At 43.1% G+C, this 21,688-nt stretch carries 26 protein-coding genes; 2 read left to right on the top strand and 24 right to left on the bottom strand.

What is annotated here, in order from left to right; all coding sequences use genetic code 11:
• Window positions 1–14: 14 nt before the first annotated feature.
• From C0213_03850 to C0213_03830, 5 genes are all read right to left on the bottom strand, one after another.
• A complete protein-coding gene (locus C0213_03850) occupies window positions 15–2,432 on the bottom strand; it encodes a primosomal protein N' (protein AUX11572.1) in 2,418 nt (805 codons plus the stop codon).
• A 1-nt stretch (window position 2,433) separates the two neighbouring features.
• On the bottom strand, window positions 2,434–3,651 hold the full coding sequence (coaBC, locus tag C0213_03845; GenBank protein AUX11571.1) for a bifunctional phosphopantothenoylcysteine decarboxylase/phosphopantothenate--cysteine ligase CoaBC: 1,218 nt from the start codon (window positions 3,649–3,651) through the stop codon (window positions 2,434–2,436).
• Between the two features lie 87 nt (window positions 3,652–3,738).
• On the bottom strand, window positions 3,739–3,996 hold the full coding sequence (locus C0213_03840) for a DNA-directed RNA polymerase subunit omega (protein AUX11570.1): 258 nt from the start codon (window positions 3,994–3,996) through the stop codon (window positions 3,739–3,741).
• 4 nt (window positions 3,997–4,000) lie between these two features.
• Window positions 4,001–4,612: a guanylate kinase gene (locus tag C0213_03835; protein ID AUX11569.1), complete on the bottom strand. Its 612-nt coding sequence runs from the start codon at window positions 4,610–4,612 to the stop codon at window positions 4,001–4,003.
• A 71-nt stretch (window positions 4,613–4,683) separates the two neighbouring features.
• Window positions 4,684–4,908 carry a hypothetical protein gene (locus C0213_03830; GenBank protein AUX11568.1) on the bottom strand — a complete coding sequence of 75 codons (225 nt, stop codon included), beginning with the start codon at window positions 4,906–4,908 and terminating at the stop codon, window positions 4,684–4,686.
• 121 nt (window positions 4,909–5,029) lie between these two features.
• Between C0213_03830 and C0213_03825 the strand changes: the two genes are divergently transcribed.
• Complete coding sequence (locus C0213_03825; GenBank protein ID AUX11567.1) at window positions 5,030–5,353, top strand: hypothetical protein; 324 nt, start codon at window positions 5,030–5,032, stop codon at window positions 5,351–5,353.
• A 58-nt stretch (window positions 5,354–5,411) separates the two neighbouring features.
• Here the strand turns inward: C0213_03825 and recN are convergent, their stop codons facing one another.
• The 14 genes from recN to C0213_03755 all read right to left on the bottom strand — a co-directional run bounded on the left by recN (window position 5,412) and on the right by C0213_03755 (window position 15,548).
• Complete coding sequence (gene recN / locus C0213_03820; GenBank protein ID AUX11566.1) at window positions 5,412–7,115, bottom strand: DNA repair protein RecN; 1,704 nt, start codon at window positions 7,113–7,115, stop codon at window positions 5,412–5,414.
• 49 nt (window positions 7,116–7,164) lie between these two features.
• The gene (gene argR / locus C0213_03815) at window positions 7,165–7,617 is read right to left on the bottom strand and encodes an arginine repressor (GenBank protein ID AUX11565.1); all 453 of its coding nucleotides are present in this window, start codon (window positions 7,615–7,617) and stop codon (window positions 7,165–7,167) included.
• Window positions 7,618–7,695: 78 nt separating this feature from the next.
• Window positions 7,696–8,526 (bottom strand): TlyA family rRNA (cytidine-2'-O)-methyltransferase, encoded by an 831-nt coding sequence (locus tag C0213_03810; GenBank protein ID AUX11564.1) that lies wholly within the window; start codon window positions 8,524–8,526, stop codon window positions 7,696–7,698.
• Between the two features lie 8 nt (window positions 8,527–8,534).
• Entirely contained in the window at window positions 8,535–9,407 is an 873-nt protein-coding gene (locus C0213_03805; protein ID AUX11563.1) for a polyprenyl synthetase family protein, read from the bottom strand.
• Entirely contained in the window at window positions 9,407–9,637 is a 231-nt protein-coding gene (locus C0213_03800; GenBank protein ID AUX11562.1) for an exodeoxyribonuclease VII small subunit, read from the bottom strand. The genes C0213_03805 and C0213_03800 overlap by 1 nt, the downstream gene beginning before the upstream one ends.
• Before the next feature lies 1 nt (window position 9,638).
• Window positions 9,639–10,988, bottom strand: a complete 1,350-nt coding sequence (locus C0213_03795) for an exodeoxyribonuclease VII large subunit (protein AUX11561.1) — start codon at window positions 10,986–10,988, stop codon at window positions 9,639–9,641.
• Window positions 10,981–11,832 (bottom strand): bifunctional methylenetetrahydrofolate dehydrogenase/methenyltetrahydrofolate cyclohydrolase FolD, encoded by an 852-nt coding sequence (locus C0213_03790; protein ID AUX11560.1) that lies wholly within the window; start codon window positions 11,830–11,832, stop codon window positions 10,981–10,983. The genes C0213_03795 and C0213_03790 overlap by 8 nt, the downstream gene beginning before the upstream one ends.
• 193 nt (window positions 11,833–12,025) lie before the next feature.
• Window positions 12,026–12,454 (bottom strand): N utilization substance protein B, encoded by a 429-nt coding sequence (locus C0213_03785; protein ID AUX11559.1) that lies wholly within the window; start codon window positions 12,452–12,454, stop codon window positions 12,026–12,028.
• Window positions 12,454–12,897 carry an Asp23/Gls24 family envelope stress response protein gene (locus C0213_03780; GenBank protein AUX11558.1) on the bottom strand — a complete coding sequence of 148 codons (444 nt, stop codon included), beginning with the start codon at window positions 12,895–12,897 and terminating at the stop codon, window positions 12,454–12,456. Before C0213_03780 ends, C0213_03785 begins: the two co-directional genes overlap by 1 nt.
• Window positions 12,898–12,942: 45 nt before the next feature.
• Window positions 12,943–13,500, bottom strand: coding sequence for an elongation factor P (efp, locus tag C0213_03775; protein ID AUX11557.1), 558 nt, complete (start codon window positions 13,498–13,500; stop codon window positions 12,943–12,945).
• Between the two features lie 299 nt (window positions 13,501–13,799).
• On the bottom strand, window positions 13,800–14,087 hold the full coding sequence (locus tag C0213_03770) for a 50S ribosomal protein L27 (GenBank protein ID AUX11556.1): 288 nt from the start codon (window positions 14,085–14,087) through the stop codon (window positions 13,800–13,802).
• A 28-nt stretch (window positions 14,088–14,115) separates the two neighbouring features.
• The gene (locus C0213_03765) at window positions 14,116–14,457 is read right to left on the bottom strand and encodes a ribosomal-processing cysteine protease Prp (protein AUX11555.1); all 342 of its coding nucleotides are present in this window, start codon (window positions 14,455–14,457) and stop codon (window positions 14,116–14,118) included.
• Between the two features lie 14 nt (window positions 14,458–14,471).
• Window positions 14,472–14,780: a 50S ribosomal protein L21 gene (rplU, locus tag C0213_03760; GenBank protein ID AUX11554.1), complete on the bottom strand. Its 309-nt coding sequence runs from the start codon at window positions 14,778–14,780 to the stop codon at window positions 14,472–14,474.
• 147 nt (window positions 14,781–14,927) lie between these two features.
• Window positions 14,928–15,548 (bottom strand): TetR family transcriptional regulator, encoded by a 621-nt coding sequence (locus tag C0213_03755; protein ID AUX11553.1) that lies wholly within the window; start codon window positions 15,546–15,548, stop codon window positions 14,928–14,930.
• Between the two features lie 206 nt (window positions 15,549–15,754).
• Here C0213_03755 and C0213_03750 point away from each other — a divergent pair, with 206 nt between their 5' ends.
• Window positions 15,755–15,997, top strand: coding sequence for a hypothetical protein (locus C0213_03750; protein AUX11552.1), 243 nt, complete (start codon window positions 15,755–15,757; stop codon window positions 15,995–15,997).
• A 110-nt stretch (window positions 15,998–16,107) separates the two neighbouring features.
• Here C0213_03750 and C0213_03745 read toward each other — a convergent pair whose 3' ends face one another.
• The 5 genes from C0213_03745 to C0213_03725 form a co-directional block, all read right to left on the bottom strand.
• Window positions 16,108–17,196 (bottom strand): lactate oxidase, encoded by a 1,089-nt coding sequence (locus C0213_03745; GenBank protein ID AUX11551.1) that lies wholly within the window; start codon window positions 17,194–17,196, stop codon window positions 16,108–16,110.
• Window positions 17,197–17,277: 81 nt separating this feature from the next.
• Complete coding sequence (locus C0213_03740) at window positions 17,278–18,528, bottom strand: phosphoribosylamine--glycine ligase (GenBank protein AUX11550.1); 1,251 nt, start codon at window positions 18,526–18,528, stop codon at window positions 17,278–17,280.
• A 14-nt stretch (window positions 18,529–18,542) separates the two neighbouring features.
• A complete protein-coding gene (gene purH / locus C0213_03735; GenBank protein ID AUX11549.1) occupies window positions 18,543–20,075 on the bottom strand; it encodes a bifunctional phosphoribosylaminoimidazolecarboxamide formyltransferase/inosine monophosphate cyclohydrolase in 1,533 nt (510 codons plus the stop codon).
• A 16-nt stretch (window positions 20,076–20,091) separates the two neighbouring features.
• Window positions 20,092–20,661: a phosphoribosylglycinamide formyltransferase gene (locus C0213_03730; protein ID AUX11548.1), complete on the bottom strand. Its 570-nt coding sequence runs from the start codon at window positions 20,659–20,661 to the stop codon at window positions 20,092–20,094.
• Window positions 20,658–21,686, bottom strand: coding sequence for a phosphoribosylformylglycinamidine cyclo-ligase (locus C0213_03725; GenBank protein ID AUX11547.1), 1,029 nt, complete (start codon window positions 21,684–21,686; stop codon window positions 20,658–20,660). Before C0213_03725 ends, C0213_03730 begins: the two co-directional genes overlap by 4 nt.
• Window positions 21,687–21,688 lie beyond the last annotated feature (2 nt).

Below are 21,688 nucleotides of genomic sequence, written 5' to 3'. Positions count from 1 at the left end.
AATCACGCTCACTTTTAAGTAAATTGTAGAGGTTCATTATCCAGCCCAATCTTAAACCCATGACGAGTATCGATTTGGGTGGTCTCTAGTATTTCGGCTAATTTAGCCTGAAGTTGTGGTTCCTGTTTATATTTAATCACAATTTGGTAAAAATAACGATTATTAATCCGTGCAATTGATTTCGGTGTGGGCCCGAGAATCAGTGCTTGGTCGGATAAAATTGGTCGCATCTGTTTGGCAATTTGAAAGCTCTTCTTTGCGGCAAGTGCTTCTTCAGGATGGCTAACCGTCACCTTCACCGTAAAGTAATAAGGCGGATAGCCGCCACGGTGGCGTACTGCCATTTCGTATTGATAAAAGCCTTCATAATCATGCTGTTTAGCAAATTGAATCGCGTAATTCTCGGGATTATAAGATTGGACAATCACTTGTCCCACCTTATCCGCACGCCCCGCACGACCACTAACCTGCGTTAATAATTGGAAAGTCCGTTCACTCGCCCGAAAATCCGGTAAGCCTAAAGCTGTATCCGCGTTGATCACCCCGACTAAGGTTACGTCTGGAAAATCTAAGCCTTTAGCAATCATCTGTGTTCCTAATAAGATATCAGCTTTATGTTCTCCAAATTTTTTCAATAATTTAGCATGCGCGCCTTTTTTGCGAGTCGTATCAACGTCCATCCGCAAGATTCGTGCTTCAGGTATTAATTCTTGTAATTCAGCTTCGACTTTTTGTGTGCCAGTCCCAAAATAGCGAATTTGACGACTCTGACAGTTCGGGCAAATCTTAGGAATCGCTTCTTCGTGCCCACAATAATGGCATTTCATTGAGTGTGTATCCATATGCAGCGTTAACGAAATATCACAGTTAGGACACTGCAAGACAAACCCGCAATCGCGACACATGATAAACGATGAAAACCCACGGCGATTTAGAAGTAACACACTTTGCTCGCCCTTTTGCATCCGTTCTTTGATGCCGGCTAATAACGCCGGTGAAAAGTTGCTGGCTTTTTGAACCTTCATTGCCTCACGCATATCAACTAGCTCCACAGCTGGTAAGGCTTGTTGGTTGACCCGTTGTGTCAGGCGAATCAGATGGTAGACATCTTTTTGCGCCCGCGCCCGGGATTCTAATGATGGCGTGGCACTGCCTAAAATGACCGGACAGTGATGATACTGACTCCGCCAAATTGCAACATCGCGTGCATGATACCGCGGACTTTCGTCTTGTTTATAACTGGCTTCATGTTCTTCATCCATAATAATCACGCCGATATTTTCAAGGGGTGCAAAAACGGCTGACCGCGCACCGACAACTACGCGTGCTTCTTTGCGTTCAATGCGGCGCCATTCGTCGTATTTCTCACCTTCAGATAAACCACTATGCAACACCGCGACTAAATCACCAAAGCGCCCCTTCACACGTTGCACCATCTGCGGCGTCAAGGCAATTTCAGGGACTAACATCAGTGCCGTTTTTCCTTGTTGCAAGACGGCATCAATTGTTTGTAAATAAACTTCAGTCTTCCCACTACCGGTGATACCTTCAATTAAAAATACTTCTGAGGCATCCGTCGTGGCAGCTTGAACGACCGCATCAACCGCCGTTTCTTGTTCACTCGTTAACGTCATTTTATGAGTTGATTCAACAGCATTAGCGTACGGATTCCGGTAAGTTTCCACCTTAACTTGGCGTAACCAACCTTTTTCCGCACCCACACGAATATTTTCCCGCGTAAAAGGCGTTTTTTCTAGAATCGTCTTTAATAAAGTGGGGGCCTCTTGATCAATCAGCGTCTGCAAATAGCTGATTAATTGGCTTTGCTTTTGAGCTGACTTTCGCAAGCCCAGCCGCGCTTCTTCCAATTGTTCAAAACTCAGCGCCGGTTCAATCGCCGTTAATTGTTTAACTTGTGCCCGGTTATCAACGTGATAAGTGACGCTAATTTTGCCTTGGCGTTGCAACTGCATGAGTTGCTTTAACTTATCAGGCGCTAAATTTTGATCAAAAGTCAATTCGTCATTGCCATTGAACAGACTGGCCTGTAAGTCTGCTGGAATTTCATCAATTAGCGTCGCGGTTTTCGTATATTTAGCGCGCATCACACTGGGTAACATCGTCTGTAGACACGTAATCTGAAAAGCGTACGTTCGTTGTGCTAACCAATCCGAAAGCGACAGTAACTCAGGATTAACCGCCGGTTCTAAATCAACGACTGCCTCGATTGCTTTTAACTGGCCCGTGAAGCTAGGCTGATCTAAAACTTGCAAGACAAAACCCTGAATCTTCCGGTCACCATTTCCAAACGGAATAATGACCCGCATCCCCGGCTGAATGACATCAACTAAAGTGGCCGGTACCTGATAATCGTACGGCCGATTGGTTTGCATTGTCGGCACATCAACGATTACTTTAGCAATCTGGGGCATGCTATTCCTCCTTTGAGCTGAGCGCTACACTGATTCGTTCTAAAATTTGTGTGGCAATCACTTTTTTAGAAGCTAATGGTAATGCTTCTGGTGCTTGATTGGGCCGTAAAAGCGTCACCGCATTTTGATCAGCACCAAAGCCTCGATCAGTTTGACTAACATCATTGGCCACTAATAAGTCGACCTGTTTAGCCGTTAATTTAGCTTGTGCATGCGCCATTAAATCGTTGGTTTCAGCTGCAAAGCCCACTAAGTATTGTTTTTTCTTTTCTTGACCCAGTGTCGCTAAAATATCCGGTGTCCGCTTGAGTTCAAGCGTCATATCAGTTTGACCAACTTGTTTTTTGATTTTTTGTGAGACATATTGGGCCGGTTTAAAATCGGCAACAGCAGCGGCCATAATTACGACATCCGCTTCATTGTATAAACTTGCAACGGCCCCTTGTAATTCAGCTGCCGTTCGCACATAAATAACTTGCGCTAGATTAGCAGGAACCGCCAATTCCGGCCGTGTACTAATCAAAGTGACCTTCGCCCCCATTTGCGCCGCCATTTCAGCTAGCGCATACCCCATTTTACCAGATGACCGGTTACCAATATAGCGGACCGGATCTAAAGGTTCCTGCGTGCCACCGGCAGTCACTAAAACCACCTTACCTTGCAAGTGCTTAGGGGTTAACTGACGATAAACATTGCCCATAATCACCGTTTCTTCTGGAAAACGCCCTTGGCCTTCATAGCCTTCCGCTAAAAAACCAGTAGCAGGTTGCACAATCGCAAATCCGTCTGCTTTTAATTGCGTTAAGTTGCGTTGTGTTGCGGGGTTTAACCACATATGTTCATTCATAGCAGGTACCAACAACTTAGGTGCCGTAGTTGCCAAAAGCGCTGTCGTGACAAAATCGTCCGCAATGCCATTTGCTAACTTGCCGACAATATTGGCCGTTGCGGGGGCAATAATTGCCAGTTCAGTCCAGTCGGCTAAATGAATGTGAGCGACTTGTTCTGGATGATTCATCGTCATTAAATCAGTTAGTACTTCTTGGCGTGTTAATGTTGCAAAGGTCAATGGTGTCACAAATTCGGTAGCAGCCTGCGTCATTGCCACGCGAACAATTGCCCCATTTTTGATTAACTGGCGCACTAAACTAGCGACCTTATAGACCGCAATCCCACCGGTTACATAAACTGTAACGTGCTTGTTTTCTAAACTCACCATTTTAAAAACCTCCTTAAATAAAAAAACCGCCTCTTAATTTAGACATCCCACGATGAATAAACTAAAAATGCGGTTCGCTAATTATTCTTATTCGCCATCTTTTTGAGAAAGCTTATCCATTTTTTCAGCATCTTTTTCAAGCATTAATGAATCAGGATCAACGGTCACATTGCCAGCAGCAATTTCTTCCATTGCCATCCCTACAGTTTTAGGTGATTTATATTCTGATAACATTTTCAAATCGCCAGCTTCGATTTGATGTGCTCGCTTGCTTGCTAAAACGGCTAATGAATAGCGTGAGTTAACATTTTCTAGTAACTTATCAATTGAAGGATATACAATCATTTTATTATTCCCCTATCATTTTCTTATATTGATCAATCACACGTGGTACTCGTAGGTGTTCACTCTCAATAATCTTTTCAATCCGTTGAACGGCATTTGGAATTTCATCATTGACAACAGCGTAATCATAATTTTCCATCATCCGAATTTCGTCGGCTGCTTTTTGCATGCGCTTATCAATCGTTGCTTGATCATCAGTGCCTCGTTTTTGGATACGATTGCGTAATTCCAATAAATCAGGCGGTGTTAAAAAGATAAACACGCCATCTGGACATTTTTCTCGTACCTGCATTGCACCTTGGACTTCGATTTCTAATAAGACATCGCGACCTGATTCTAAGGTTTGATTGACATACTTCATCGGTGTGCCGTAATAATTATCAACATACTGTGCATACTCTAGCATACCATCATTTGCAATTTCTTGCTCGAATTCTTCTTTGCTCACAAAATAGTAGTCAACACCATCTTGTTCGCCTGGTCTTGGCTTTCTAGTCGTCATTGAAACTGAATAGTGAAAATCACGAAATTCATCTTCTAGCATTGCTTGACGGACAGTTCCTTTACCAACCCCTGATGGGCCGGATAAAACGATTAACATTCCTCGATTGGACATCTACGTAATTCCCTCTTCTTTATAAAATAGTTAAGTTCTATTTTATCACTAGATGACTGCCAATTACAAGTCTACTTTAGGTTCATCTCATTTAATATTATTTGCAATTGCGCGACTTCTTCATTAGTCAGCGTGATGCCCTTACCCATCTTCGCATGATCAGGCGCCCAATCTCTTAAATCAAACTTGGGTGCACGGCCGTTCCAAGCGATTAAATTCAATTCTTTTTTCCAGCCGGCCTTATTTTCACTAATAACCCCAATTTCAGCCATAATTTCGTAGTTGATATCACTCATCAAATCACCCTTTCGCATCGTTTAATCTATTATACACGAAAAAAATTAATTTTGCGCTTGCAGATTAGAACGTTTGTTCGTATAATAGAAATACAAACAAACGTTCGGAGGACAACATGTTATGGAAATCAAACAATCAGCAGTAGTCGGCTTTAGTCATGAATTGGTGCGCCGGTATCAACGCTTTTTCGAACTCGATAATACCCAAGAATTAATCGAACAACCGCAGATGCGCCCCCACCAAATTCAACTTTATATGATGCAAGCTTTTGATCGTCATTACCGTTTGGCTATCCAGTTCAACGTGGCCGAACACATCGAACAAGTCAGCGGTCGCTTGATCAAACAACTCGACGAACAAACTTACTTGTTAAAAGAAAATCACTCTAATCTTTATAAAATCGTTACTTTAAATCAAATCCGCTACATCTCAAAGAATAACTAATATTAAACGATGACCGCCAAAGAAGGGGTTAGGACAAAAAGTCCTAACCCCTTCTTTATTATGCTTGTCTAATCTGCGCTTTAGCAGTTTCCGCGAGGTCCACTAATTCTTGGGCGTGTTCTAGTGTTAATTCCGTCACTTCTGTCCCCGCCAACATCCGAGCCAATTCGGCAACCCGTTTTTTCCCAGTTACCTTTTGGATTGATGTTTCTGTGCGGTTTTGTTTAATTTGTTTTTGAATTTGGTATTGATGATCACTCATCGCCGCTACTTGTGGCAAATGCGTAATACAGAGGACTTGTGAGTGTTGCGCAATTTCACTAATCTTATTGGCAATGGCTTGCGCAACACGCCCGCTGACCCCGGTATCAACTTCATCAAAAATAATGCTGGTAACACCTTGTGATTCTGAAAAAATTGTTTTAAGAGCCAACATCAATCGTGACAATTCCCCACCAGAAGCTGTCTTGGCAAGTGGCCGTAACTTTTCACCTGGATTAGGTTGAATATAAAATTCAACTTTATCCCGCCCACTGCGCATAAATTGTTGGTCATCAACCGTGGTAAATTCAACTTTGAAAACCGTTTTAGCCATGTAGAGTGCTTTGAGTTGTTGATGAACAGCCTTTTCCAACTGTTGGGCGGCTGCTCGGCGTTTTTCAGAAAGAACAGCTGCTTCTTGCAGCAATTGGGCCTGTTGTTGTTCAAATTGTTGCTCTAATTCGCTTGCGTTAGCTTCTGTGGCCTGCATATCTTGCAATTCTTTGGTAATCTGCGCCCCATAAGCTAAAATTTCAGGAATTGAGTCACCATATTTATGTTCGAGATTATTAATCGTTTCTAAGCGCTGTTCGATTTCATCCAAACGTGCTTCGTCCCATTCAAGATTATCGACTTCCCGACTAATATCACTACCACTATCTTGTAGTGTATAGTAGCCTGTTTGTAAATTATCGGCAATTCTTTTAAATTCAGGATCTAATTCCGCAATTTCTTGCATCTGGTTCATTGCAATCGCAATTTGATCCAGTGCATTGCCCTCTTCCCCAGATAAAATCGCACGACTAGCTTGCAAGGCCTGATTGATGCGTTGGAAGTTGCTAAGTTTTGCGCGTTCTTCGATTAGCTTACTTTCTTCATCGGGTTGTAATTGCGCTGCATCAATTTCATTAGTTTGAAATTTAAGCATATCAAGGCGTTGGGCCCATTCTTGCTCATTTTGTTGTTTCTTCTTCAACGCTTTTTCCGTTTGCCGGTAAGCTTGATACGTTTCTTGATAGGCTGCTTTAGCCTCTATTAATGCCGTGTGCGCAAACTCATCTAGTAACCCTAAATGCCGATCCGGATACATTAATTCTTGATGTTCATTTTGACCATGAATATCGACTAATGTTTCACCAATCTTTTTAAGCGTCGTCGTATTGACCAAATGACCATTGATCCGACAAACATTATGGCCGTTTAACGCTAAATCACGTTGTAATAAAATGGTTTGATCATCATGTTCAATCCCATATTCAGCTAAAAGTGCAGCCGTCGCACCATTTTCAGGTAGCGTAAAGAGCCCTTCCAGAGTCGCTTTCTTCGCACCAGTTCGAATGAAATCCTGCGAGCCCCGGCCACCAGCTAACAAGCCAACCGCATCAATAATAATCGATTTTCCGGCACCTGTTTCACCAGAAAGAACCGTCATCCCTTCATCGAAACTAATGGCTAATTGATCTATAATTGCAAAGTCGTGAATGACTAATTCTTGTAGCATTTGAAAATGCCCCTTTCATCTTACCTCTGTCTTAAAAAAACTTGCTAAATTACTTTAGCAAGTCTTCGATAAATAATCTGAATTGTTTTGCTTGTTCCTCAGATTTACAAATAATCAGAACTGTGTCATCGCCACCAATTGTCCCAAAAATATCTTCGGATTGTAATTGATCTAATAAACTCGCAATCGCGGGGGCATTACCAGGATGCGCCTTAATCACCACAAAATAATCCTGTTGATTATGGGTCACATAGGCATCGCGCAATGTGCGCCGCAATTTTTCTTTAACATCCAATTTTTTCTCAAGTGGCAAGCTATAGTGATAGCCTTCATCTGCATTAGGAACTTTCACCAACTGCATTTCTTTGATATCACGCGAAATCGTGGCTTGCGTGACCTCAATTTGTTCGGCCTGTAAGAGTTTAACAAAATCTTCTTGGCGTTCAATTTCATGAGTTTGAATTAAGTTTCTCAATAGTCGTTGTCGGTCTACTTTACGCATCAAAACACCTCTTCTTGTGAATAACAATTCTAACTCACATGATAGCGTATTTATACATAAAACACAAAGATTTATGCATTATTTTCCGGAAGGTCGTTTTAATTCTGCATAAGCCCGTTCTAAAACCGCATCAATATTCACGGTATCAGCAAGTGTGCCTGTCTGTGCTTCTGTATTTCTAAGATGAATTAAGAACTCGATATTTCCTTCGCCACCTTTAATCGGTGAAAAATCAAGTCCTAAAACATCATAGCCCGTTGCTAGACTAAAGTTGACGATATCTGTCACAACGTTTTTATGAACCTTAGGATCGCGGACAATCCCATTTTTACCCACGTTGGCTGGCCCGGCTTCAAATTGAGGTTTAATCAGAGCAACTGCATCACAATTAGGTTTAAGAATTGGCTTTAAAGGTACCAATATTTTATGCAACGAAATAAAAGAAACATCAGTCATCGCAAAATCTGGTAACCCATCGGTAAAGTCTTCTGGTTGGCTATAACGGAAATTAACCCGTTCCATGACCACCACGCGGGGATCTTCACGCAACTTCCAAGCCAATTGATTATAACCTACGTCAAGCGCATAACAGCGGCGTGCGCCATTGCGCAACGCAACATCGGTGAACCCACCTGTTGATGAACCGATATCTAGCGTCAATTTATCTTTAAGATCGATATCAAAAACGTCGATGGCTTTCGCCAATTTCAAAGCGCCCCGACCCACATATGGGATTTTGTGGCCTTTAACTCTTAATACGGTTTCAGCATCGATTTTTTCGCCGGGCTTGTCGATTCGTTCATCATTTTTCCCATAAACTTCACCAGCCATAATTGCCCGCTTACCTTGTTCCCGTGATTCAAATAAACCTTGCTGTACTAATAGTACGTCTACCCGTTCTTTTTTCATCTGTTCTCCTATTCGTTGAAATAGTCCAAAAAACTATTTAATAAAGTCCGATCAAAAGTCGTGACTTGTGCCAATTGTTGTTGTGCTTGTTGGCAAGTCGTGTGGAGCGCTGCTTGAGCCCCGGGCAACCCTAATAAAATGGGGAAGGTATTCTTGTGTTCGGCAGCATCTTTATGGACGGCTTTACCCATTTCCGCAGTGGTACTAGTGACATCTAAGATATCATCTTGAATCTGAAAGGCTAAGCCGAATTGTTGCGCAAAACCGCGTAAAGCAGCCGTTTCAGCAGCGTCAAGTTGGGCTAAGACCGCACCCATGCCCACCGCGACTTCAATTAAGCAACCTGTTTTAAGATGATGAACTTGTTGCAATTGCGCCACCGTCAACGTTTTTTGTTCGCCTTCAATATCTTCAATTTGACCAGCAACCATGCCATTAGCACCGGCCGCTTGTGCCAGTAACCGAACAAGTTCGATTCGTTGTTCAGCCGTCACACTCAATGTCGCTAGCCACTCAAAAGCCAGTGTTAATAACCCATCGCCAGCCAAAATAGCCTCCGCTTCACCAAAAACCTTATGATTCGTCGGCTGACCGCGCCGTAAATCATCGTTGTCCATTGCAGGTAAGTCATCATGGATTAACGAGTAACTATGGATTAATTCCAGCGCACCAGCAGCTCTAAAAGCTGTCTCGTCAAAGCTTTGACCAGCACTTTCTAAGACTGCAAATAACAAGAGCGGCCGCAAGCGTTTGCCGCCTGCCATGACTGAGTATGTCATCGCTTTTTGTAAAGTTGGTTCTTGAATTTTGGCTAATTCACTTTTTAAATAAGCATCAAACTGCGGTAATTCACGGGCCGCTAATTGTTTAAAATTAGTCATTACTGTTGATCCTCAGCATCTAATGGCACTTCTTCACCGTTATCGGCCATTACTTTAGCCATTGTTTTTTCAGCTTGGCTCAATGTTTCTTCGAGCGTTTGGCTGAGCTTGACGCCTTTTTGAAAGGCCGTCATTGCTTTTTCAAGCGGTACATCGCCCGTTTCCAATTCGTTGACGATCACTTCTAATTGCGCTAAATTTTCTTCAAACGTTAATTTTTTTTCTGCCATTTTAATCTTCTCCTTTATGGATCGCGATAACTTCAGCTGTTACTAACCCATCTTGAACGTGTAATTCAATCGGTTGTTGGGCCTTAAAGTCAGCCACTTTTTTCAGAACTTGTTGCTGATCATCCGTCACATAGGCGAACCCGCGGCCTAAAATCTTCAAAGGACTAACCAAATCGAGTGCTGTAATGGCTTGTACAGCCTTTTGCCGGCGATCGGCCATTAAACGATTCATCGCTTGGTTTAAACGTCGTTGTTGTTCAGTAATATCTTTTTGCGCTTGTTGGACCGCCATCAGTGGTGATTGAGCCGTTAATCGTTGTTGCAACAATTGGACCTGTTGGCGCCGATCTTTTAACAATTGCTGTTGTGCGGTCAATAATCGCCGTTGTAGTTGGTCAACATTTTGAAGATACCCATCATATAAACGTTTAGGTTGTTTTAGAACATAACTATTTTGCAAATGATCGAGTTGTTTTTTATTAAGCGCAACGGTTTTTGAAAAGGCTTGGTATAACCGTAAACGCTGTTGTTGTAATTTTAAAATTTCATCCGTTAAAACAGGTGTTGCTAATTCGGCAGCCGCAGTTGGTGTTGCGGCTCGAACATCCGCGACCAAATCAGCAATCGTCGTATCGGTTTCATGACCCACTGATGAAATGACCGGAATCTGACTGGCCACAATCGCCCGCGCCACCCGTTCTTCATTAAACGGCCATAAATCTTCAATCGAGCCACCCCCTCGACCGATAATAATCGTATCGAAGTCGCCCTGTTCATTAATTTGTTTAAGTCGCTCGACTAAAACATCAGCTGCTCCGTCACCTTGGACAAGCGCCGGGAATAACACTAACTGTGCGATCGGATAGCGCCGTTGGGTAGTCGTAATAATATCGCGAATCACTGCCCCAGAAGGACTCGTAATCACCGCAATCCGTTTGGGAAAACGTACCAAAGGTTGCTTAGGTAAATCAAACAACCCTTCTGTTGCTAACTTCGCCTTTAATTGCTCATAGGCTTGGTACAGCGCACCTAAGCCATCGGGTTCCATACGTTCAACGTAGATTTGATAATTACCAGAGGCTTCATATAATGAAATCCGCCCCACAACAAGGACCTTCATCCCTTCTTCCGGCGTAAACTTCACCTTTTCAAAGGCCGACTTAAACATAATCGCACTAATTTTAGCCTTATTATCCTTCAAACTAAAATATTGATGCGCATTAGGTCTTAGACGAAAGTTAGAAATTTCACCAGTCAAATAAACCCGATCCAAATACGGATCACGTTCAAATTTAGCCTTCAAATATTGCGTTAAAGCGGTGACTGTTAAATAATCAGTTGGTTTAACCACGTTTGACACGTTCCTTTGCAATTTCAATCGTTTGTTCCATTAACATTGTAATCGTCATTGGCCCCACACCTCGTGGCACTGGGGTCATTGCGCTGACGTGCGTTTGAAGGGCTTCGAAATCAACGTCGCCAGTCACTGAACCGTCTTCGAGACGATTAATCCCGACGTCAATCACCACTGCGCCTTCTTTGACCGCATCAACACCAAAAAAGTGCGGCTTACCAATAGCGGCCACCAAAATATCGGCCGTTTTCGTTAAAGCTTTTAGATTCGCTGTGCGACTGTGGGCAATCGTTACGGTCGCGTTAGCATTGAGCATCAATGCCGCCAAAGGCCGCCCAACGATATTACTCCGACCAACAATCACAACGTTTTTACCAGCCACATCGATCTTGTGGGCTGCCAATAAACACATAATCCCATTGGGGGTACAAGCCACTAAACCTGGTTGGTTAAGCCATAATTGCCCAATATTAACGGGACTAAAGCCATCAACGTCTTTTTGGGCGTCGATTGCTTGGATGACATGATCTTCATTAATTTGTTTGGGTAACGGCAATTGTACCAAAATACCATCAACGCTATGATCGTCATTCAGCGTCTTCACTAAAGCCAACAATTCAGCTTCGGTCGTTTCAGCCGGAAGGCGCTTCAGTTCTGATGCCATCCCAATTTTAGTGGCTCTTTTTTGTTTACTTTGCGTATAAATCGCACTCGCTGGATCATCACCGACCATGATGACCACTAGTTTGGGTGTTACCCCTTGTTGTTTAAGTCTTTCAACTGCTGCTTGTTGTGCCTGTGTTAGTTCATTGGCCAGTACTCGCCCATCTAGTAATTCCAAAATTAACAACCCCTATATATCGATATTTGATGTTTTCATTTTAACATAATTAGTCGTTTTTTTAGCATTTTCGGTTGATAAATTGTCGTTAAACCTAAAAAAACACGCTAAAAAAATACTTTTAACGTGTTTTAAGGGATTTCGTTCGTATTTTACTAGTTAATCAATTTACTTTTATTTTGTCATTTTATGACTAAGCTTCAACGAATTTAGATAAAACCCCGTTGATAAAACCTTTTGCTTGATCGTCTGTAAATTGTTTTGCAAGTTCAAGGGCTTCATTCAAAGCGACTTTAGCAGGTGCTTCGGTTGAGTTTTGCATTTCAAACAAACCTAATCGCAAAATAATAAGGTCTGGTTTTGCCAACCGAGAAAGTTGCCAACCTTTTTTCAAATAAGGGGTTAATGCTGCATCAAGGGCTGCTTGATTTTCAGTCACACCTGATACTAAGAAAGCCAAATAAGCAGGCACTTCAACTGGTGTGACTTCTTCAGCATCAAATTGATCCATCGTTAAAACAGCTTGATAAGCATCCTCTAATTCTAAAGATTGATTCGCATTAAGGGTAAACAGCACTTGGAAGGCTGCTTGTCGAATTTGGTGTCGATTAAAATTAGGCATTAAGATTGGTCTCCATTTAGATCAGGTGTTTCATCGTTAAACAAATCATCTGGATCAATAATATTTTGTGTTTTTTCGGTTACGACGCCAACAACATGTACGTTGACTTCCGCTAATTCTAAGTCAGTCATAAATAATAACTGTTCCTTCAAGGCTTCTTGCATCGCAAGGGCCACTTTAGGGACAGAAACGCCATAGTTAAGGTAGACGTAAACGTCTGCATTAACTTTACCGTCTACTACCTTTAAAGTGACGCCCTTACCATGATTTGAACGACCAAATAATTCGTTAATCGATGATGAAATCGTGCCACGCATCTGATGAACGCCTTCAATTTGGCTTGCGGCAATGCCTAAAATGACTTCCACCACTTCAGGTGCCATTTGGATCTTACCCAATGAATTTTCTTGCGTATCTAATACAATATTTGTTTCTTCAGCCATCAATAACCCTCCTAACAAATTCTTACCAGCAGTTAAACGCTGCTGTTAGGCACGCGAAATGTAAGTACTATCTGATGTATTAATTGTTAATACATCGCCTTCGTTAATGAAGAATGGTACTTGAACCACTAAGCCTGTTTCTAGTGTTGCTGGTTTGGTACCACCCGAAGATGTATCGCCACGCACACCTGGTTCGGTTGCGGCAACTGCTAAATCAACCGTCTTAGGTAGTTCAACCCCTAAGGTTTCACTCCCAAACATCATGATTGAAACTTGCATGTTTTCCTTCAAGAATTTTAATTCATCTTGAATTTGTGCTGCTGGTAATTCCAATTGTTCATAAGTTTCTGTATCCATGAAGACATGGTTGTCGCCATCTGCATAAAGATATTGCATTGATTTTGTATCAATAATTGCTTTTTCAACTTTTTCAGTTGACCGGAATGTCTTTTCTTGGTTAGCACCGGTTCTTAAATTCTTAAGTTTTGAGCGGACAAAAGCGCCACCCTTACCTGGTTTAACATGTTGGAATTCAACCACTCGCCATAGGTTGTTGTCAAATTCAATTGTTAAGCCGTTTTTAAAATCATTAACTGATAACATTAATCTTCCTCCGTACTTTTTTAAAAGGATGCCATTGCCCTAATCATAGCAAGAAATCAGGTTTAAAAGCAAGTCTTTCCAGTCGTTTAAACTGATTGTATGTAAAAAAAGGATTGGCCAAAGCCAATCCTTTTAGTTATGCCAAATCACTTTTAATCGCGATTTGCACTCACAGTTAGATTGTCAATGGTTTGTTGCTTGAGTTACAAGTATACCAGTTATCACTGATTTATACAAATCGACCTGAGCAATCTTAAGCAAATAAAAAACACCCACGAAATATGGGTGTTTTTAAAGCATTATTTAGCTTCTGCTGTATAAACAGAAACTTTCTTCTTGTTTTTACCGAAACGTTCGAAACGAACGACACCTTCGACAAGAGCAAATAATGTGTCATCGCCACCGCGACCAACATTTTCACCTGGGTGAATCTTTGTACCGCGTTGACGGTAAAGGATTGAACCAGCTGTAACAGTTTGGCCATCAGCACGTTTAGAACCTAAACGACGACCTGCAGAGTTACGGCCGTTAGTTGTTGAACCGCCACCCTTATGGTGAGAGAAGAATTGTAAATTCATTTGTAACATCTAAATGCACCTCCTGTTTATTAACTGTCTATTTACGTTTTGTTTGTACTTGAATGTACTGCCCATATTGTTGCGTAATATCTTCGAGCGTCAGTTGCAAATTCTGCAAGAGAATTTGCGCGGTTGCCAAAGCTTGTCCCGTAACCGTTGCCGGCACTTGACAGGTTAACAAACCACCATTTAGGTTATCTGCTTCTACCTCTGGTTCAAAACCAGCGAGCTTTTGCAAACTGTTAATCGTCCCAATTGAGACGGCTGAAACAGCTGCACAAACGATATCACTCCCGTAAGGACCCGAGTCAGCATGACCCGTAATTTGAAAAGAAATAATTTGCGAATCCGCATTGACGATAAAGTCAGCCTTAATCATCTTATTTCCCTCAATTAAGCGTTGATAGCGTCGATCATCACTTTAGTATATGGTTGACGATGACCCTTCTTTTGATGACTGTGTTTCTTAGGTTTGTATTTGAAAGTAACAACTTTCTTTTCGCGCCCTTGTTTTTCAACAGTACCATCAACAGTAACACCATCAATGTTTGGTGTACCAACCTTAGTTGTTTCACCACCAACTAAAATAACTTGATCAAAAGTTACTTTTTCGCCAGCTTCTGCGGCTAACTTTTCAACGTAGATTGCTTGACCAGCTTCTACCTTATATTGTTTGCCACCTGTTTTGATAATTGCGTACATGTGTGCACCTCCTATTTTTTCTTAGACTCGCCAACTAAGGTGACTAATCATAGTACTTAATGCCTTAGTATGCGCGGTTGCAGCTGTGGAGCTCACAATTACAACGTTCATATGATATCAAATATTGGCGACCGAGTCAATACCTATTTATGCTTCAACAAAGAAGCCCGCCACGTTAAAAGCCATGTTCGGCATTTGAATGAGCTGATAAAGCATCTTGGCCATGTAGCGTGGTGAATAGACTAAACCGTCTTCAATCCATTTAAAGACGAGCACTAAACTCGCCCCAGCTAAATAATCGGCGGTAATGCTGAGTTCAATCTGATCGGCTTGCGTTGCTTCTTGAAATAAATTGGTGAGGTAGCCTTCAATTAACCGGCGCATTTCAGCCGTTAATTGCGCCTTAAAAGCTAAGCTCGTATCATTTTTATGAAATACTTTAAAGGCATCTTGACGCCGTTCAACATATTCAAATAAGGCCAATAAATTAATCTGTTGGTAAGGTGGCACCAGTTTGTCATTTTGAACTGTAATCGTCCGATACAAATCCCGGATTAAATCCTGAACTGTTTTTTGGATGAAATCACTTTTGTCTTCATAATGAAGGTAAAAAGTCCCCCGTGTAATCTGCGCTTGTTTCGTAATGGCTTGAATTGAAATTTCTTTAGTGGTGGCTGTTTTTAATAGTTCAACTAGCGCCCGACGCAACTGTTGCTTTGTTCGCTGGACGCGTGGGTCGGTCGTTTCAGAATTACTTTCACGAACCATTTTAGTTCCCCCATTCTTTGGCTACTTCGCGTCTAGTATAGCCTGTTTTTTTAATAACTGTCTAGCATTTGCTTTTAAAGTTGGTGTTTTTTAAAATGAACTTTTTAGATTCAAAAAACCACATCTAAATTTAATTGTCGTCAGCTATTTCTTATAGTAGAATGAAACAAGTATCTTAAATCGGACAGTGTTAGGTGGTCATTATTTTGATTTCTGCATTTTTTACTATTTTTCTTTCAATTGTTTTATTCGCGGTCGTCGCTAGCCAATTAACATTTCGAATTGGGCTAGTCCTTAACTGTCTCATTTTCATCATCTTAGTTAGCATCGACGCTAGCCTCTTTGGTTGGGGGAGTGGCGCCCACTGGGTTTACTTCATTTTAAGCTTAATCGGCTTAGTCGCGAGCGAATTATTCTTAGCAGACTTACCGACTGTCAACCGGCATTAATTCTAATTAACAAAAGGCGGACCTCAAGGCAAATTTAAATTTGTCCTGAAGTCCGCCTTTTGTTGTGCTGTTTGTGCCCCTGCCAAGGACCTTTAGTATATCATATCAGCTTAATCAAGTAATGTTGTTTCTTTAACGGCATCGATTGTCTTGGTGCCCGCCAATTGCATCGTAATTGATAATTCATGGTTCAAATGATCAATCACAGAGGTCACCCCTTGTGCGCCACCTAGGTTTAAACCATAGATGATTGGGCGCCCAATTGCGACTAAATCAGCACCACTAGCAAGTGCTTTAAAAACGTGTTCACCACGACGCACGCCACTATCAAAGATGATTGGCACCCGTTTGGCAACTTGTTGGGCCACTAATGGTAAAACTTCAAAAGAAGCAGGCCCACCATCTAATTGACGGCCGCCATGATTTGATACCCAAATGCCATCAGCACCGGCTTGGATCGCTAATTCAGCATCAACCGGTGATTGAATCCCTTTGACGATGACGGGTAGGTGCGTAATTTCTTTAATCTTTTGAATATCTTCTGGTACGATACCTTGTTTAGCCGCCGCATAGATTTCTGAAATCCCTTTGCCAGCACCATCTGAGTTACTATAAGCTGCTAAATTAGGCATTGGTAATGGGAATTGGAATTTTGTTTGAATATCCGCTTCACGATAACCACCTAATGTTGAATCCACTGTTAAAATAATCGCTTTAACACCGGCTTTAACTGCCTTTTGTAGTAAGAATTCATTAAATTGATCGTCTTTGCTCATATAAAGTTGGAAGAATTGTGGTGCATCAGGCGCTGCGGCGGCGGCATCTTCAACGAGTGTATTGGCATACGTACTAATTGAAAAAATTGAACCGGCTGCAGCCATCCCTTTGGCAGTATCTACTTCACCCTTTTCATGGGCTAAGCCTTGTGCGGCTGAAGGGGCTTGGATAATTGGCGTCTTCAAATCGATATCCCACAATTTCGTGTGCAAATCAGCGTGTTCAACGCCTTGTAAAACACGGGGCATAATCTTTTTTTGATTGAAGGCACTAGTATTTTCAGTCATTGTCCATTCATCTTCTGAACCGCCACGAATATAGCCAAAAGCGCCGGCTTCCATTCGTTCTTTCACACGACCTTCTAACGATGCTAAGTTTAAAACATCAATTGGTGTTTCTGCGTCACTTGTATGATATGTCATAATAATTGCCTCTTTCTTTTAATTAACATGATCATGATATAGCACTTACATAGTGATTAGCAAACATTTGTACTCGCTTTCCTATATTTGACTTTTAAACCCAATATCCCGGCGATAAAAACTTTGCGGATTGGCCACCGATTGTAAGTCCGCTTCGATCTGAACCCGTGCTTGCGCCATAGTGGGTGCCGTATAAACGGCTGTATATAAACGGCCCCCACTACTCATTAAGCCCCCAGTGGTCGCTGCCACACCGGCAAAACTAAACTGACTATTAGCCACTTTAAAACGGGCGCTTGGTGCCAACTGAAAAATGGCTGGCGCTTGATTTGGATAACCTTTAGCAGCCACCACAACCCCCAACGTCACCCCAGCTGCTTGCCAATCCAGAATCGGTTGCTGATGGGTTAATAATTGCTGAAAGACTTGCGCTAGATCGCTCTGCAAGCGCGGTAGCACGACTTGCGTTTCTGGATCACCAAAACGCACGTTAAATTCAATCACTTTGATGCCCGTTGCGGTCGCAATTAGCCCCGCGTATAAAACGCCGGTAAATGGTGTGCCGTTAGCGGCCATCGTTGCGACCATCGGTTTGATAATCGTTTCAACTGCCGTTTGCACCATTTGGTCACTAATTTGCGGGACTGGGCAATAAGCACCCATCCCGCCAGTATTCGGCCCTCGATCACCTTCAAAAGCCCGCTTATGGTCTTGGGCAATCGGCAACGGATAAACTTGATTATCGGCCACTAATGCCATTAACGAGAATTCTTCACCAACTAGGTAATCCTCGATCAGAATCTGGCGGCGCCCTTGTTTAAAGAACCGTCGAACGGCTGCTAGCCCATCCGCCAAACTTTCGGCAATCACGACCCCTTTACCGGCCGCTAACCCATCGGCCTTGATGACGATTGGTAACGAGCGCCCTTCCAACGCGGATAACGCCTCTGATTCGTTGGTCACCGTTTGATATTGGGCAGTCGGCACTTTTGCCTGAGCCATTATTTCTTTGGCAAAAGTTTTTGAGCCTTCCAATGCCGCGGCTTGTTTCGTCGGGCCAAAAATTGCTAAGCCCGCCGCTTGAAACGCATCTACAATCCCGGCGACTAACGGTTGTTCTGGCCCAACGATGGTATAAGCCACCGCCTGTTCTTTTGCAAACACAATTAACTGCTCAAAATCATCGACGTCAATTGCGGCCGTTTTTATCTGATCCAATTGCATCCCCGGATTTCCGGGCAAGCAATAGACCTGTTCAACTTGTTCACTTTTTAGTAGTTCACGTGCCAGTGTATGCTCACGCGCACCACTGCCAATCACCAAGATATCCATTTAATTGCCACCTCTTAATGTTTAAAATGACGACGATTTGTAAAGACCATGCTGACCCCTTTTTGGTCCGCCATGTCGATTGAATCTTGATCTTTAATCGAACCACCAGGTTGAATAATCGCTGTGATACCATGTTCAGCAGCGTATGCCACACTATCGTCCATTGGGAAGAAGGCATCTGATGCTAACACAAACGGTGCTTGCATGCCGTTAGCTAATGCTTGTTCCAACGCAATTTTAACCGAGCCAACCCGGTTCATCTGACCGGCGCCAATGCCTAACGTTTGATCTTTAGTTGCGACAACAATCGCGTTACTCTTGACGTGTTTCACCACACGTTGCGCAAATAGGAGCGCTTCTTTTTCAGCTTCCGTTGGCACTTTAGTGGTAACCGGCTTCAATTCGGATGCTTGATCGGTTAAGCGATCTCTTTCTTGAACCAATAGACCGCCTAAGACCGAAACGGTTTCGAAACGATCTGCTTTGGCGGCTTGTTCAAAATCAAGTGTCATCAACCGGATATTCTTTTTCTTTTCAAGGATTGCTAATGCTTCTGGCGCAAAACTGGGGGCAATGACAATTTCCAAGAATAAGTCATGCAAAGCGTTGGCTGTTTGAACATCCACTTCGCGGTTCAAGGCAATGATCCCGCCAAAAATTGAAACCGAATCGGCCGCAAAAGCTTTTTGCCACGCATCGTAGATAGTTTTCCCCAACCCAACACCACACGGATTCATGTGCTTCATCGCCACTACGCAAGGTTCGCTGAATTCCGCAGCGACTTTAATCGCCGCATCTGCATCCTTAATATTGTTATAGGACAATTCTTTTCCGTGCAATTGGTGGGCAGAGGCAATTGAAAAAGCGCTTGGCAAGGCGCTTTGGTAAAAAGCGGCTTTTTGATGGGCATTTTCGCCATATCGTAATGCTTGTTTGAAGTCGTATGTTAAGGAAAGTTTTTCAGGAAACTCAACCGCATCAGCATCTGACAGATAGCTGGCAATCAAGCTATCGTAGGCAGCCGTATGCCGGAAGGCTTTAGCGGCTAAATGACGGCGGTAAGTCACATCGTCTTGTTGCAATTGCGCCAATGTTTCGTCGTAGTCGGCTTGATCCACCACGACATATACTGACTTGAAGTTTTTAGCGGCTGAACGCAACATTGATGGGCCACCAATATCAATTTGTTCAATCGCTTGGGCCTGGGTAATCGCCGGTTTTTGAATCGTTTCTTTAAAGGGATAAAGGTTAACACAGACCAGATCAATCGGCGTAATCTCGTGTTCAACAAGTGCCGCCATATGCGTTGGTTCATCGCGTTTAGCCAATAGGCCACCGTGGATATTGGGATGGAGGGTTTTAACCCGGCCGTCTAACATTTCAGGAAAATGAGTCACTTCATCAATGGGTGTCACTGACACACCCGCTTTTTCCAAGGCGCTAAAAGTGCCACCGGTTGAAATGATTTCAAAATCTGCCGCTACTAATCCTTGGGCAAATGCCACAATACCCGTTTTGTCTGAAACGCTAATCAATGCTCTTTTCATGTGTTAAAAGCTCCCTTTAATTATTTTTTTGAATTAAATCATAAATCACAGCTGGATATAATTGATGTTCGACCGCGTGAACGCGTGCTTCTAGTGTTGCTAACGTATCCGTTGTTTTCACCGGAACGGTTGCTTGGGCGATGATTGGCCCTGTGTCCACGCCTTCATCGATATAGTGGACCGTCACGCCGGTTTCACTCACCTTGGCATGGTATGCGTCTTCAATCCCATGAATCCCCGGAAAAGCCGGTAACAATGCCGGATGGATATTAATAATCCGCTGCGGATAAGCCCCCAGTAAAACAGGCGTGATAATTCGCATGTAACCCGCCAAGATAATATAATCGATTGCCAAAGGTGCCAACTGGGCAACGACTGCTTGCTCGTAAGCTTGACGATTTTCAAACTGACGTGGTGCCAAAACCGTCACCGGTACCTCCCGCCGGTGCGCCTTTTCAATCACAGCTGCTTGCGGGCGATCGCAAACCAGTTGGACAATTTCAAGGCCCGCTTGTTGTAAGCGTTGATTATCAGCAATCGCTTCGAAGTTACTCCCTGTACCAGATGCAAAAATTGCCACTCTCATTTGGCCGCCACCAATTCAACCGCCGCTTGTTGCCGTTTTTGAACGGTCCCAATCTGATAAGCTTGTTCCTGCTTGGCATTCAAGTGTGCTAAAACGGTCGGGGCTGCTGCTGGCGCAACCGCCAAGACCATCCCAATCCCCATATTAAAGATGTTATACATCGCCATTTCAGCGAGTTGGCCATATTGTTGTAAGGCTTTAAAAATCGGCAAAACCGGCCAACTGCCCAACGTTAAGTGCGCCGCTAAATCAGTCGGTAACATCCGCGGGACGTTTTCAATAAAACCGCCACCTGTGATATGCGCAGCGCCTTTAATCACCCGTTGTTGCAGTAGCGGCTGTAAATCTTCAACGTAAATCTTGGTCGGCGTTAATAACCAATCACCTAGTGGTTTGCCAGGTAATTCAGGTAATTGACTGGCCACCGTCAAATCATTTTGCTCAAAAAAGATTTTGCGAACCAATGAATAGCCATTCGAATGGATGCCGCTAGACGCCACTCCAATCAGAACGTCGCCGGCTTGAATCGTTTCACCGGTCACAAGCGCATCTTGTTCAGCAATCCCCACCGCAAAACCGGCAACGTCATAATGCTTAGCCGCATACATACCAGGCATTTCGGCCGTTTCACCGCCAATTAAAGCCATATTGGCTTGCTTGCAACCTTCGAGCACACCAGCGACGATTTGTTCAATCTTATCCGGATCAGTTTTACCAGTCGCTAAATAGTCTAAGAAGTATAACGGCTGTGCACCTTGCGCGATGATGTCATTGACACACATCGCCACACAATCAATCCCGATGGTGGCATGTTGATTAGCTGCAAAAGCCACCATCAATTTCGTACCAACACCATCCGTACTCGAGACCAACACTGGCTTTTGATACTGGGCTATTTCTAGCGCGTATTGTCCGCCGAAACTGCCAATATTGTGATTATCAGCTCCTACTTTCTTTTGAATCCGGGCAACAACTTCGTAACCAGCCGTCACATCAACGCCCGCTTTTTGGTATGCATCTGTCATCT

It is taken from the genome of Latilactobacillus sakei, assembly GCA_002953655.1.
GTDB classification, from domain to species: Bacteria; Bacillota; Bacilli; order Lactobacillales; family Lactobacillaceae; genus Latilactobacillus; species Latilactobacillus sakei_A.
This window is presented reverse-complemented; position numbering and strand designations above follow the sequence as displayed.

Coding starts and splice junctions, on each gene's coding strand:
- C0213_03780 (AUX11558.1), bottom strand. CDS start 12,897: ATGGCTGAAGAAACAAATATTGTATTAGATACGCAAGAAAATTCATTG.
- purH (AUX11549.1), bottom strand. CDS start 20,075: ATGAAAAGAGCATTGATTAGCGTTTCAGACAAAACGGGTATTGTGGCA.
- argR (AUX11565.1), bottom strand. CDS start 7,617: ATGCGTAAAGTAGACCGACAACGACTATTGAGAAACTTAATTCAAACT.
- C0213_03805 (AUX11563.1), bottom strand. CDS start 9,407: ATGACTAATTTTAAACAATTAGCGGCCCGTGAATTACCGCAGTTTGAT.
- rplU (AUX11554.1), bottom strand. CDS start 14,780: ATGTACGCAATTATCAAAACAGGTGGCAAACAATATAAGGTAGAAGCT.
- C0213_03755 (AUX11553.1), bottom strand. CDS start 15,548: ATGGTTCGTGAAAGTAATTCTGAAACGACCGACCCACGCGTCCAGCGA.
- C0213_03835 (AUX11569.1), bottom strand. CDS start 4,612: ATGTCCAATCGAGGAATGTTAATCGTTTTATCCGGCCCATCAGGGGTT.
- recN (AUX11566.1), bottom strand. CDS start 7,115: ATGCTACAAGAATTAGTCATTCACGACTTTGCAATTATAGATCAATTA.
- C0213_03745 (AUX11551.1), bottom strand. CDS start 17,196: ATGACATATCATACAAGTGACGCAGAAACACCAATTGATGTTTTAAAC.
- C0213_03725 (AUX11547.1), bottom strand. CDS start 21,686: ATGACAGATGCATACCAAAAAGCGGGCGTTGATGTGACGGCTGGTTAC.
- C0213_03785 (AUX11559.1), bottom strand. CDS start 12,454: ATGCCTAATTTTAATCGACACCAAATTCGACAAGCAGCCTTCCAAGTG.
- C0213_03765 (AUX11555.1), bottom strand. CDS start 14,457: ATGATTAAGGCTGACTTTATCGTCAATGCGGATTCGCAAATTATTTCT.
- efp (AUX11557.1), bottom strand. CDS start 13,500: ATGTTATCAGTTAATGATTTTAAAAACGGCTTAACAATTGAATTTGAC.
- C0213_03730 (AUX11548.1), bottom strand. CDS start 20,661: ATGAGAGTGGCAATTTTTGCATCTGGTACAGGGAGTAACTTCGAAGCG.
- C0213_03770 (AUX11556.1), bottom strand. CDS start 14,087: ATGTTACAAATGAATTTACAATTCTTCTCTCACCATAAGGGTGGCGGT.
- C0213_03830 (AUX11568.1), bottom strand. CDS start 4,908: ATGAGTGATATCAACTACGAAATTATGGCTGAAATTGGGGTTATTAGT.
- C0213_03800 (AUX11562.1), bottom strand. CDS start 9,637: ATGGCAGAAAAAAAATTAACGTTTGAAGAAAATTTAGCGCAATTAGAA.
- coaBC (AUX11571.1), bottom strand. CDS start 3,651: ATGGTGAGTTTAGAAAACAAGCACGTTACAGTTTATGTAACCGGTGGG.
- C0213_03850 (AUX11572.1), bottom strand. CDS start 2,432: ATGCCCCAGATTGCTAAAGTAATCGTTGATGTGCCGACAATGCAAACC.
- C0213_03740 (AUX11550.1), bottom strand. CDS start 18,528: ATGGATATCTTGGTGATTGGCAGTGGTGCGCGTGAGCATACACTGGCA.
- C0213_03840 (AUX11570.1), bottom strand. CDS start 3,996: ATGATTGTATATCCTTCAATTGATAAGTTACTAGAAAATGTTAACTCA.
- C0213_03810 (AUX11564.1), bottom strand. CDS start 8,526: ATGAAAAAAGAACGGGTAGACGTACTATTAGTACAGCAAGGTTTATTT.
- C0213_03825 (AUX11567.1), top strand. CDS start 5,030: ATGGAAATCAAACAATCAGCAGTAGTCGGCTTTAGTCATGAATTGGTG.